The organism is Aerococcus sp. NPDC058936, from assembly GCF_042741995.1.
In the GTDB taxonomy this organism is placed as follows: domain Bacteria; phylum Bacillota; class Bacilli; order Lactobacillales; family Aerococcaceae; genus Aerococcus.
On sequence record NZ_JBHYKZ010000005.1, the window covers coordinates 25577 to 39359 of the forward strand.

A 13783-nucleotide genomic window follows, 5' to 3' on the forward strand; every position below is an offset into this window, starting at 1 on the left:
TATTGCCTCCTAATTCATATACAAGCCACCGTTGACATCAAGCGTTGTACCTGTGATATAGCTTTGGCTAGCTAAGAAGTACACGGCTTCAGCGATGTCCGATGGTTGTCCAAGTTTCTGTAAAGGAATATTTTCCAGCATAGCTGCTTTTGCTTTTTCTGGCATTTCATCTGTCATTTCTGTTTCAATGTAGCCTGGTGCAATGGCATTAACTGTAACACCACGCATACCTAATTCACGCGCAGCAGCCTTCGTTAAACCAAGAATCCCAGCTTTTGAAGCGGCATAGTTTGCTTGACCAACGTTACCCATTTGACCAATCACTGACGCGATATTGATAATGGCACCTTGACGTTGCTTCATCATTAGTTTGCTAGCTGCTTGAATGAAATTGAAAGTCCCTTTTAAGTTAATATCGATCACTGCATCGAAATCCGTTTCTTTCATACGCATTAGTAAAGTATCACGGGTAATGCCAGCGTTATTGACTAATACATCGATGGTTTGGAAATTTGTCTTAATAAAAGTCATGATTTCTTTGGCAAAATCGGCATCTGTCACGTCACCCTTGAAATCTTTCACAGCGACATCCTTGCTTTCTAAAGCCCGGATATGGTCTTCAGTTGAACCCGAACGGGAAACAATGACAATATTGTATCCTTGGTCGGCAAACTTGTGAGCGATGCTTGCCCCAATACCACGGCTACCGCCTGTGACAAGGGCTGTTTTCTTTAATTCTTGTGTATTCTCAGTCATAGCTTATCCTTTCAATCCTGCGATGGTTGCTTGCAGGGTTTCTTCGTCTTCAACTCGGTAAACCTTGATGTCTTTATTAATTTGTTTCATAAATGAAGACAAGGTTTTACCAGGGCCAATTTCAACGACCGTATCTACCCCTTGTTCAATTAAGTATTCAATTGAATCTGACCATTTAACTGGCTTCATCACTTGTTGGATTAACAAGTCTTTTACTTGTCCGTCCTGATGCGCTATAGCTGTCGTATTTGAAATCACTGGCATATTTTGTGGTTTAAAATCAAATTTGTCTAAATAATCAGCTAATTGATCACTTGCTTGTGATAATAATGCAGTATGGAAAGGACCAGAAACATTTAATTCCACCATTTTCTTAACGCCTGCTTGAGTTAACTTAGCGACTGCAGTATCTACTGCTTCAGCGTCACCACCGATTACGATTTGTTTTGGTGTATTATAGTTAGCTGGTGCAACGTATTGACCAGAAGCTTCGCGCACTTGCTGGCAGACATCCTCTATCAACGCACGTTCAGCTTTCATCACGGCGACCATTTTGCCGGCACCTGCAGGCGCAGCTGCTTGCATGAAACGGCCACGATGGCTCACCAAATCAACCGCATCTTCAAAGGACAATACGCCCGCTTCAACAAGGGCAGTGTACTCGCCTAAGCTCAGTCCAGCTAGGTAGTCGGCTGTAATGCCTGCCTCGTTTAAAAGGGATGTAAAGGCTGTTGATACGGTTAAAATAGCGGGTTGTGTGTATTCTGTTTGGTTTAATTGTGTATCCTCTTGAAAGCATAGGTCTTCCATTGAATAGCCTAAAACTTCTGAGGCCTTGTCAAAGTAAGATGCAATCTCAGGATGATGGTTGAGTAAGTCTTGCCCCATCCCTGTATACTGTGCGCCTTGACCAGCGTATAAAAAAGCTATTGCCATGTTCGTCTCCTCTTAATAGAAAAGCAGTGAAATGCACAAACCATCCCACTGCTCACATATGTCAATTTAATTCTCAGCTTTAAAGCCATTCACTTGCTCGAGCAGCAATTGTTTCTTTACATTCCGTCATATATGATTGAATAATTTCTGAAACTGTTTCACGTTTATCAACCAATCCGGCAATTTGGCCGGCCATAAATGAACCAGTGTCTAAATTTCCTTCAACAACAGCTCGACGTAAAGCCCCTGATCCAAGCGCTTCAAGTCTGTCCCAATCAGGATTAGCCTTACTTGCTTCTTCTTTTTCTACTTTAAGATATTCTTTGGTCAATTTGTTCCGTAATACACGGACTGGATGGCCAGTAGATTCACCTGTCAGTACAGTATCAATATCCTTCGCCTTAATAATTCTTTCTTTAAAATTATCATGGGCATTTGATTCGTCTGCAACAACAAAACGTGTCCCTACTTGAATACCTACTGCACCTAACATAAGTGCTGCTGCCATTCCACGACCGTCACCAATACCACCAGCCGCAATGACTGGGATATCCAAAGCTTTTGTAACTTGTGGTAATAAAGCCATAGTAGTTTGTCGACCCACGTGACCACCTGATTCCATCCCCTCAACAATTACGGCATGCACGCCTTCACGTTCCATCCGTTTTGCAAGTCCGACAGAAGCGACCACTGGAATGACTGAAATACCAGCTGCATTGAATCTATCCATATATTTACCTGGAGATCCAGCACCAGTTGTAATTGTCTTCACACCAGATTGACAGATGTAATCCACCACTTCCTCGACATGTTCATTCAACAACATGACATTTACAGCGAATGGTTTATCTGTTAATTGTTGCATCTTTTCAACCTTGGCTTGTACTACGTCTACAGGATCATGTCCAGTACCAATTACACCAAGTCCACCAGCATTGGAAACTGCTGATGCTAAATCCGCATCGGCAACCCAAGCCATAGCACCTTGGATAATTGGGTATTCAACACCTATGCGTTCCCAAAAATCTGTTTTCACTTAAGGATTACTTCCTCTCTTAATCGACTAATTTATAAGCAAAAATTATTTGTTTGCTTCTACGTAGTCAACTAAATCTTGAACAGTGTTAATTTTTTCTTCATCCTCAATTTCGATATCGAATTCATCTTCGATGTCATTGATGATTTGGAATAAGTCTAAAGAGTCAGCGTCAATATCTTCACGAATATTTGTAGTAGCTTTTACTTCGCCAGCCTCTAAGTCTAATTGTTCAGTGATTAATTCTTGGATTTTTTCAAAAGTAGTCATTATTTTATATTCCTCCATAATTTGCGTAATCATATATTTAGGTCACCTATCCCTATAAAAAGGATATCGATTTATGAATACGATAAAATTTAATTTTGTTTGACATCTAATAAAGTCAATAACGAGATATTAAATTATATATATAACTTTGTCAACTAGTTATCGAAACTAGTTTATTCATTTTTAAGAAACAAATTCGTTGTAAGCGTTACAAAACTTGCATTCAAGCCTTTAAGATTATGACAGGCGCTTAAAAACTTGATTTTTTGTGAAACAAAAATTGTATTTTGACTATTTATTCTAATGATTTGATGGTAATCGGATGGTTGCTTGCCCTGGCAAATAAACTGGGATTTTCTTGCTATCATCAGCTTTAAAAATACTGTTATCTATAACGGACAAGAAGATAGAAGATTCTTTCACGCAAAAGTCTAGTTAGCTTTTCTAGTAAAGAACTAAATACGTAAAAAAGCTCTAAGACAAAAAAATGTTTGTCTTAGAGCCTTTAAAATCCCTGTTGTTATTTCAATATTCTCTAGTATATTATTGGTTGCTTACAAGGCAATCAACTGGCCTTATTTAGATGGCAAACAAACTACCTATTGCCTCAAAGGCAAAATGGAGGAAAAGCTGCACCAGAATAATCATCACAACAAATTTTTGTTGCGGATTTTTTGCTAAAAAGATCTTGCTGATAGAATAGATGACCAGTACAGATATACGATATAAAAGCAGTGATATGCTCACTGGCGAAAGGTTGACCTTGTGAATTGGTTACCCATACAGCTGATAAAATGATAAGCAAGATATATGCCAATAACAATAGCGACGTATACATTTTTATTTTGTAGTCAACAATCTTTCCATTTTTTTCCCTCGTAAAAGTTTACCCAGAATTTTGCTAAATTGCTATTTCTATTAGCAAGTCACCTAACTTATAGAAATATAGATAGTAAACAGAAAACTATATATACCCATTGCATCACATATGCGTCATCATTTTAGTGATGGTCATTGGACAAAAAAAAGAAAAAGCCGAGATTTTCACCCCGACTCTCTTTCTTACTATTTATACGTGTATGTATTAGCTAGAAGGCACTTTAACATACTCATCGATGTCTTTAAAATTGACAATTGTTTTTGATTCGCAAATTTCTCGCATCTCTTCATCAGAATAATCCCAATAAATTTTAACAACTGCTGAGTTTGTTAATAATTTTTCAATTCTCCCTACCATGTTGCGTTCACGGAAGGTGAAGCGTATTTCATCTCCTATATCTGGTCGTACAGACTCTTTTACAGTATTAATAACTTCTACTGCCTCATCGTAGGGTAAATCCAGTAATGATGCAATTCTCGACTTACTTGTACCACGACGTAATTCAGTTCCAACTAGTTCTTGCATTTCATCTGTGACTTTAATACTCATATATAGCCTCCTAGTTAACCATGCGCCTTCTAATCACCATTGTACCATATTTTGTATTTTAATAATAATTTAAAGGCTTACCCCGTTGAAAAATCGCATTATATCTGGTTTTTTTCTAAGTAAAAGTATTTTGTGGCCTCGCGCCAGGTTAAGTTAGATAAGTCACTCTCATGGTTTTTTAAGAAATTTTCCACCCAATTTTGGTTGGTTTTCGCATAATCACGCAAGATCCAACCCATCCCCTTATTAATAAAAAATTCATCTGTATGCAAGCAATTTTCACAAGTTTCAGCTAATAAAATAGTATCTGTTTGCCCCTTCATCCCCAGTTGATGGATCATTGAAGTCCGCTTCAACCAGATATTATCCGACGAGCTCCACGCCGCCATTTCCGACTTCAAATCAGGATTCTTATGGACTACATAACCGATTGTTTTAACCAAGGCATCCACCGAATCCCACCACGATTTTTGGACAATCAATGTTTTTAATCTAGGTAAATCATCCGGCTGCAAATATTTCTTCATTTCTTTCAAATAATCACAAACAATATATTGAAATTCTCTTTCGGATAATGACCAAAATTCGCCAACAAAAGCCCAGTCAATGATTGCTTGATTAGGATTTTCCATGAAGCGCAACTTTGCTTCTGCTTTCGCTTCCTTTAGGTAGGGTTTAAAAATATCCCGGCGCGTTTGGCTTTTGATACCAAGAAATGGAAACTGGTTACGTTGGTACTTGGCCATCGGTTCAGCATCATAGCTTGCATGATCATACATTTCTTCAATTAAGTACTGCCAATTCACCATCGAATTCTCCCTATTGAATTTCCGCTAACAAGCTCACCAATTGGTCTTTAAATCCTTGGCTAGAAATCCTCTCTGCAACTCGGCAATTCGGCGCACGTTTGAATTCCTCTTCCCAGTCTACAATGTTATAGCCACGGGCAAATTGACCTTGAGTTTCAACATCCACGTAATATTCAGTCGCTTGAAGCATCAATTCTGGTACCGCAGCAACTGCAACCAATAATGAGTCTGTACAAGTAATCCCGTCGATGCCTCGTTTTGCCAATTCAAATTCACGGACAAACATATTAATATCTAAGAAGAATTTTGAACCTTTCGTATTTAAAGCTTGAATTTCTTCAATATCTTCTTCATACATGACACCAAAGTCTAAAGAAGCATCCCAAGTAACCATAGTCTTCGGTGTAGTCGCATTTAGGACGATACGGGCTGCTTCTGGATCTACATAGAAGTTATATTCTGCAGATACGTTCATGTTCCCGAGACGGTTGTTGACACCACCCATAATCCAAATATGCTTGATATCCTTCATAATTTCTGGGGCTTTCTTAATTGCCATTGCAATATTGGTTAAAGGTGCTAAGGCTAAAATTTCAATCTCTCCTGGATTTGCCTTCACTGTTTCAATAATAAAATCAATGGCATGCCCGTCTTCAACTATTTGCGTTGGTTTAGGGAATACAGCATCGCCCATCCCGTTGCCACCTTGAATCTCCTCCACAGTATCGTGAGTTTCATTTGGCAAGGCCGTCATCGGATTTTGATAACCCTTGTAAACAGGAATCTTATAATCCGGTTGGTAAGTTTCAATTGTCGTTAAGGCATTATCAACCTCTTGGTCAAAAGCCACATTCCCTGCAACAATGGTGATTCCTTCTACCTTAAAGTATTTCATCGCCATCAGAATGGCCGTTGTATCGTCTCCAGCTGTATCTGAATCAATAATTACACGTCTCATGTTAAATCCTCCAATAAGCTTATTTATTTTCATTATAGCCTATCTTGATAGGTGGAGATATAAGAAAGTGATGGTTGTAATTTACAGGGAGATTTTGGGCATAGAAAAAGCCACTCATCTGGGTGGCTTGGTGGTAATTATGATATTTTTGGAAAGATTAATATTAATGGTGTAGGAATATTACAACTTAATCAAGTGGCTAGTCTTTATCAATAACAGTTCTCATTCAAAGAATAATACCTCTAAACAAGTCTTATACTATTAAAAGATATAATGGAACAAATATTTTATAACTCGGTATATTTTTGTTTATTCCCTTTACTCTTTCCTATAGGATACTTTTCATTGTTCTTTTTGAGTTTATTTAAAATAATTTCTTCGATATTTAAATTTAGATTTGAAGACAGCATTATTGAATAAATCAATACATCTGCCAATTCATCTTCAATCTCACTTCGCTTCGTTTGAACCGTTTCCTCACTCGACTTCCATTGGAATAATTCCAACAACTCTGAAGCTTCAAGAGAAATAGAAATAGCTAAATCTTTTTCATTATGAAATTGTCGCCAATCTCTTTCGTCTCTAAATTCGTTAATTATTTTTTCTAATTCATCCAAGTTCAATCTCTCCTCGTTGAGCTTTTAGTAATGCTTCCTGCAATTCAGCATCTACGGCGTATAGATATAAGCCGTGTATCCCTCTAGTCAGAAGAACGTTTAATTCATTTTTTAATAAAAACTCTGCCAAATATTCTTTACTACCATTTTTTAAAGTTCTACGTTGTTTTGCTTTCTTATTCTCACTTTCATCTTTATCAAAGATTATTTTTCCATTTCTCAGTTTAACAGATGGGCCAATTATTACTCCTACATAATTCAAATCAAACCCTTGAACCGTATATGTAGATCCCGCTTCGTTAATTGTATGTGGCTGTTCTGCCCAAGACAAGTTTCTATATTTTACACTCCTGTCGTCGGGCTTTAGTTGATAATTCCAAGGAATTTTAAAATCTCCGTCTTTTACCATCCAATAGTTTTCGTTTTCTGGTTTCCGCTTATCTACATACTCCCAGTCAAATGTAGCCACAATCCTTGATATTCCCTTGTTTTGATCTTTTGATTTTTCTTTTATGGCTTTATGCATTTGATTCGCATCTTCAAATACTTTAATTTCATAGCTTTTTTTATCTTTTGGGATATTTAAAACAGTTTGTTTATCAATTAAATGTCTAATCCAATCAATCGTCTGGTCTTCAGCTTCAATCCGCATTTGATTTGTTAGGAAAATATAGTTATCATTTTCTTTTGACATGGCCTTAATTTTTTCTAGTTCATCTTGTTCCCAATACTGTTCAGTCGTTAAAATCTGATTGACATCAAATACTGCAATAACTACCCTAGCTCTTTCTAATAAATCATGAAGCTGATTTTTTCCTCGATAAGCTTGCTTTCCTTGCGTCCATAGTAAATGTGCCTCATCAACAATCAAAACATCAATGGGCTCATCAGGTGAAACTTTATTAATAAATCGTGTAGGTTTCAGAATTGTTTCAAGTTCTTCATTTGTTGTAAGCCCTAGTTTATCTGCAATTTGCTTATAAACAATTAGTTGTGCATCATGGTTCACCATCATATGCACTTTTAATTCTTTGTTATCTGACAATTCTTCAGCTAATTCTGTTTTCAAATCGTAAAATAAACTGCTCATTAAGACTGTTTTACCTGATCCGGCTTCTCCGGAAACTAAAATAAGTTTTCCTGCTTCATTTTCTTCCAAAGTTTTGACTACTTTACTATAAATTTTCTCTTTTGCATCTATCTGTTCAGGAGTAAGTTTATGGAATGGTGATGCTTTGAATAAAGCAGAGTCTTCAATGATACTTTTTAAAGGAAAGAGCGACTTGTTCTTTTTCCTTAATTCTTGCCAAACTTTTGAAAATATTTCTTCAAAGTATTTTGAAGTAAAATACTTATTCTGTTGATTAGTACGTCTATTGTGAACAACATCAACTTGAGGAACGGTTGATAAATAATGCATTAATTTATTTTCAATATCCAAAGTTAAAGACTTATTAAAGTATTCATGTCCTATTACATACATTAGACGCGACTTGGGATTAGACAAACTTTCTGTATCTTTGTTTATGGGATTTCTGTTTAAATGTTGATTCGTTCGTACTTTTATATTAGATGTCTCACCGACATATACATTATATGTATCATTCTTAGTTTCCTTATTAATGATATATACCGTTGGGTAGTCGATTAAGTATTCCCTATTTTTCTTATTGAAATTTACTGAAGAGTCACTAAAATCTTTCAATCCATCTTCTGTATAATTCATTTCGTAAATAATAGGACTAGGTATTTTCTCCATAGCTCTTCACTCCCTTAGAACTTTCTAATTAATTTATCTAAGATAACTTTAATACATATTAACATAAATATTTACTAATCTTATTTTTCCATTGTCTATATTCATTAACTATTTGCTTAAATAAAACTGCTTTATCTTGTTGGATACAATCAAATCATGTTACTTAGATAGAATCGTCAATAAGCGATGAAATTCTAGATTTTATTATACTTTAGGTTAGTATAGATATCTTAAAGGAGTGAATTTATAAGTTTATCGCTTCAAAATCTTCCATATATCTTTAAATTGCTTACCAAAGTCAATACTTTTTTCTGAATACAAAAGAAAGACTCCCTAACAGCCTTTACAACTGTTAGGAAGCCTTTGTTGAATATTATGGAGGTGAGGGGATTTGAACCCCTTTACCTCAACGTTTAAAGTGATATAGTAATGGTTTGAACCAAATTTTCACGCATACGCCTATGTTTTATAAAATTCTTAATAAATTATTTTACACCTATTTTTCTTGAAATTACATTACTAATTAATTGTTTGTAAAGTAAGTTTCCTTAAATTCATTAAAACTAACCACTTTAAATGGATACTCTTTAAAGAAAGAACGTATATTTTTATTTGTTAAAAAATATTTCTTTATTTTAAAATCTCCTTCCAGGCCAATATTATTTACTATTTTATCAACATTTTCTTCAAAGTAAGTAACTCTTCTTTCAAATTGTTTTGCTTTCGCCTTTTTATTTAAAAAATATTTACCTTGGTCTCCTAAAAAATCTTTCATGGTTTGGCTTAACCGCATATACTTTACTTCAAACAATAATATTTCTTGATCCTCATTATTCACTGCAATTAAATCATAATCTCCAATATTTCGAGGATGATTTCCTTTTGGATCAAGTTTATACAACTCTTTGTCGGTATAAACATCATAAATTGAATCATCAAACAATGATGCTAAATCTATTACTATTTTATGCTCATAATAAGTTTTCCATTTATCAATAGAACTAGTTAGCTTTTCCAAGCCATTATTATAAGGAAGTATAAAATTTGTTATTCCCGTATACCAAGTTTTTTCCAATTCGTAAAGAGTAATTGGGGAAAAAATTAAAAAGCATTTTTTAACCAACACTGGTTGAGCAGAAAGCTTATTTTTTCTTTTTTTCTTTTCCCAAATTGGTATTACACCATTTTCATCAGAGATTTCGTCAACTTTTAAATTAATGAAATCAATAACTTTATAAAAATCTTCCAGTGGAAGATCTGTTTCTTCTAAGAATAAATTAGCAACTGTTTCAATTGGAGCCATTACGACATTACTAGTAACTGTAACATCTTCTAAATCAGCTAAAATAGATATTGTTGAATGAGAATAAAGTTGTGATAATGTTGCAAATAATGACTGCAAGGACACACCAGTATCTTGTAAGAAAGCACTAGATATTTCATTTGATAACATTGTTTTATCATAAGATTGATCTCTAATAGAATAGTCTCCGAAATTGTAGCGGAGAGTTTTTATCAGATTAGCGTCTTTAATATACTTGTTGGTTTCTTCAATCTCTACTACGTAATCTTCTCGAATACCAAGTTGATTCCAACCCGCAGCTCCATAATTGACTGAATCAGACATATTTTGAAAACCAATTATCCATTTTCCATAGGCTATAATGTTATTTAAATCAATATCTGAAGGAATAGACATATCGGATTGATCTTCACGTATTAAATTTTCTTCAATTACATATTCTAAGACTTGTTTATATACTTTAGACTCTTCGCGTAAGTCGATTGCATCGTCGCGAAACTGGTGTAAAGTTTCCTCTTCTAGATGAGTAGTTGAATTAAAAACACTTAATCTCTTTTGGTGTATATCAATTTGAAAAATTATGGAAGAATAAATGTTAAGCAATTTTGTATGCAATTCAAATTTATCAATTTTTTCAATTCTTTGTATGAAGTTTCGACGTATTTCATTTCTAAATTGTTTTATAACACCAAGAATTTCAGTTTCTTCGTAATTTTTGGCTTCTAATCCAATATCTTTTATTATTTGAGCCAAAATTTTTCTAACGAGTTTAAAAGAAGACAATTTCGGTGATTCAAATCTTAAGTGAGTATTAATGTAGTAAGGTACTTCTATTCGACTAATTGATGAAGTTCTTCCATCATCATCAGTTTTTCTAATCTCTAATTCCAACGATTCTTTATTATTAAAACTCACTCCGTTAATGAAGCTTACTAATAAGTCATTTTCAAAAGATTTCGTTTTAGAAAGAACATTGTCACTAGCTATCTTTTCCCAATAAGGATTAATTAATAACTTTTGTATGCTTTTTTCTGAATTTATTATAACTGTACTATTATACTTATTTGTCATTATAGGTACGCCAGTTGCGTATTTGTTCAATATTCTTTCCGATATTAAACTGATCTCTAAGAAATCTTTTTTGAAGAATGAGAGTATTCTCTCTTTGTATTCATCAAAAGCATTTGTAATAATCTCATGAAATGAATCAATCGTTTCAATAGTTTCTTCATCCATATCTTCTAAAATATAATGTAATTCTCTATATATTATTTTTTTTCCGTTAGAAACAAAAATATCAACAGAACCTTCTCCATCTTTTCCTAGCAGTGATAAATCAGCTGTAGTATCTGAAATTACACTCCAACGATGAATATTTGAGAAAGCAAGTCCTGCATTAAAAGGATAGTTTATTAAGTCATTACTATAAAGCTCTACAGTTCGCTCAACTGATTGATATGGTGGAACAAATACTAAATCAGTTGTCACTCCTTCAACTATGACGTTATCTAAGTCTTGCCATGTTTGGAAATAAGATGTTATACCTGACATATTCATAGTTCTTTCAGATATATTTTTATCTTTAAAATATTTGATGAACTCGATTATTTCTTCTATATCTGATGCGAAGTTAATAATTCCCATCATCCCTTTAATATCAATTAGTGCTTCATCTTTAGAAACTAACATGAGTTTCATTATATTAGGTGAAAGTTCAGTATCATCCACTTTTTGAATAATTAAATTAAGGTTACTGTTAAAAGTTATTTCTAGAGCTTTTCTATTAACAGTAGCACCTACAATGGTATTCTTTTCTTGTTTAAAATCAGTTATTAATTTATCTATGAGTTCTGCGTCTAATTCATTAGGTATGAAAATAAGCAAATCATTTTTATGTAATAGTGCAAAAGAATTTTCAATAATAAAATCTTTTTCTTCAGCTTTATTGGTAAAAGCAAGTGAAATGAAAGTTTTTAAACTACGGTTGGTACTTATTTGGTAATTATTCACAAATTGGTTGATGATGGCATTCCAAGAACTATGTTGAATATCATCTATAGTAAGGTTTTGCTCAATTTTTTCTAGAAAACTTTCTTTTAACATGGGTAAAAATATTGGTAGTTCGTTTATTGGTGTGAAAAACTCATATAATTCTTCATTTGAACTTCTAAAATCTCTAAAGAACGAAGCTAACTTTGGATTTTTTAAACTATCATATTCTTTAAATACTGAATTAAAATATTCTTCAGGCGGGCATTCAAATTCATTATTTTGAGGAATTCTCATAGTATACAAATTAGATAAAATATAGTCTTCATAATATAATATTTCTTGCCATATGTCTTTTAGATATTCATCATTTTGAACAATGCTTTCTATAAAAAAACACGCTTCATACGTATCTTCAGAGCCATTACCTAATATAATTTTATGAAATTTTCCTTCTGAGTAAAATTTCACCTCTCCAGTATCGCAATAGAAATTCTCTTGAGCAATAAAAGATTTATTTAACTTTTTTGCAATGATTTTGAATAAATTTTGGAAATCTTTATACGTAATAATTTTATGTGGTCCACTATTTTCTTCATTTTCAATAAATGTTTTATTTAAAGTGTCTGATGCTCCTATGTATTGTCTGTTTGAACCCCATGAAGTTATAGTATATATTGCTTTTCCTAAAGACACAGTTTCATATTGTTCAAAAATGTCTGGTAAGGTTTTATCTTCCATTTATTTAACTCCTAACAATTGAAATTTGACAAGCGTTTTTTTGTATAGCATTCTCGTTATACTTTAAAAATTCTTCCTTATTATTTCTTCAGTGGTCTGGGATAGTACCTGTTGAACAGTACTATTTTTACTAGGTTTAGTTTTAGAAAACCGCATGTCTTTTACTAGATTTTGATTTAAGTTAAATGTATCACTATATTGTTGGATACTATCGTGGTAATTTATTTTGACATTAATATTTTGTTCAGCTTGTTGGGAATCAAATACATCTACTCTCAAAACAGTTGAAAAACTCTGTTTAGGAGCTAGAATAAATGGAACAGACTGAGTAAAAATTTCTCCATCTTTTATTATATTTATTTTTGTATCTAATTCTACTAAATCAATAGTTGCAGGTGTATTCCCAAAGTTTTTAATAACTAAATACTCCTTCGGTGTACTGATTACTTGAGAATATTCAAGGTACACTGCTACAACTGGTCTATTTGCTTCTCTTATAGATTTTTCAGTCAACTTTATAGATTTTTTTGACTGCCATAATGCAATTAAACTAGCTATTATCCCAATAGTAGCAGCAAAAGCTTGAATAACATCTGTTATAGTAATTCCTGTAAGCAATAATCTGAGAGATTCATCCATTGTCACACTCCACCTTTTTCATAGCATAATTATTTCGATTACATTTTACCAAGATTGTTTTTATCGTGAATTTTTTCACTGAGTATCCTAAATTTCTCTAAATCATCATTATAGTCATTTATGATGTTTCAAAAGTTTAGTCTACTATTCTTAGAATCTCGATTTTCCAACGAATATTCATTATAAAACAGTGTGCAATTATATGCAGTTCCGCATATTCCATTCAATTGATTTATCCACTCTGTCATGTGTGCATCCTCGGAGAATCCCAGATTTCCTGCTTCTGTATATAATCTATATATCTTCTTCTAAAGATGATAATACATGAATAAACTCATCCTCAGAGATTTCAGTACTGCTATATCTTGTAAATCCTTCATTTACTCTATTCATCACATTAATTATATCTTTTCCAATCTCTGATCCATTTTGTATTATCTCTTCATCAGACTGATAATATTCTTTAATTATATTCCAATTAGAAAACACTGTAAAATTTATTTAATTGCATAGAATTATCTCTGTTTGACTAAAAATTTAC

At 33.4% G+C, this 13783-nt stretch carries 12 protein-coding genes; all 12 read right to left on the minus strand.

The annotated features are described in order from the left end of the window. Nucleotides 1-9 precede the first annotated feature (9 nt). The 12 genes from fabG to ACFW0C_RS05100 all read right to left on the minus strand — a co-directional run bounded on the left by fabG (nt 10) and on the right by ACFW0C_RS05100 (nt 13731). Entirely contained in the window at nt 10-756 is a 747-nt protein-coding gene (fabG, locus tag ACFW0C_RS05045) for a 3-oxoacyl-[acyl-carrier-protein] reductase (protein ID WP_378105933.1), read from the minus strand. Between the two features lie 3 nt (nt 757-759). Further along, nucleotides 760-1692, minus strand: a complete 933-nt coding sequence (gene fabD / locus ACFW0C_RS05050) for an ACP S-malonyltransferase (RefSeq protein WP_378105935.1) — start codon at nt 1690-1692, stop codon at nt 760-762. A gap of 79 nt (nt 1693-1771) precedes the next feature. Then, nucleotides 1772-2728, minus strand: coding sequence for an enoyl-[acyl-carrier-protein] reductase FabK (gene fabK / locus ACFW0C_RS05055; RefSeq protein ID WP_378105938.1), 957 nt, complete (start codon nt 2726-2728; stop codon nt 1772-1774). A gap of 45 nt (nt 2729-2773) precedes the next feature. Continuing rightward, the gene (locus ACFW0C_RS05060; protein WP_003142776.1) at nt 2774-2998 is read right to left on the minus strand and encodes an acyl carrier protein; all 225 of its coding nucleotides are present in this window, start codon (nt 2996-2998) and stop codon (nt 2774-2776) included. A 1084-nt stretch (nt 2999-4082) separates the two neighbouring features. Then, on the minus strand, nt 4083-4427 hold the full coding sequence (locus ACFW0C_RS05065) for a hypothetical protein (protein ID WP_003142778.1): 345 nt from the start codon (nt 4425-4427) through the stop codon (nt 4083-4085). 98 nt (nt 4428-4525) lie between these two features. Continuing rightward, nucleotides 4526-5236, minus strand: coding sequence for a DNA alkylation repair protein (locus tag ACFW0C_RS05070; protein WP_378105940.1), 711 nt, complete (start codon nt 5234-5236; stop codon nt 4526-4528). A 10-nt stretch (nt 5237-5246) separates the two neighbouring features. Next, nucleotides 5247-6194: a nucleoside hydrolase gene (locus ACFW0C_RS05075; protein WP_378105943.1), complete on the minus strand. Its 948-nt coding sequence runs from the start codon at nt 6192-6194 to the stop codon at nt 5247-5249. A 287-nt stretch (nt 6195-6481) separates the two neighbouring features. Next, a complete protein-coding gene (locus ACFW0C_RS05080; RefSeq protein WP_149256478.1) occupies nt 6482-6811 on the minus strand; it encodes a nucleotide pyrophosphohydrolase in 330 nt (109 codons plus the stop codon). Then, nucleotides 6804-8570, minus strand: a complete 1767-nt coding sequence (locus ACFW0C_RS05085) for a DUF2075 domain-containing protein (protein WP_378105945.1) — start codon at nt 8568-8570, stop codon at nt 6804-6806. Before ACFW0C_RS05085 ends, ACFW0C_RS05080 begins: the two co-directional genes overlap by 8 nt. A 523-nt stretch (nt 8571-9093) precedes the next feature. Continuing rightward, complete coding sequence (locus tag ACFW0C_RS05090) at nt 9094-12603, minus strand: hypothetical protein (RefSeq protein WP_378105947.1); 3510 nt, start codon at nt 12601-12603, stop codon at nt 9094-9096. A 63-nt stretch (nt 12604-12666) separates the two neighbouring features. Beyond that, complete coding sequence (locus ACFW0C_RS05095; RefSeq protein WP_149256481.1) at nt 12667-13242, minus strand: hypothetical protein; 576 nt, start codon at nt 13240-13242, stop codon at nt 12667-12669. Nucleotides 13243-13536: 294 nt separating this feature from the next. Beyond that, nucleotides 13537-13731, minus strand: coding sequence for a hypothetical protein (locus tag ACFW0C_RS05100; RefSeq protein WP_378105950.1), 195 nt, complete (start codon nt 13729-13731; stop codon nt 13537-13539). Between the last annotated feature and the right edge of the window lie 52 nt (nt 13732-13783).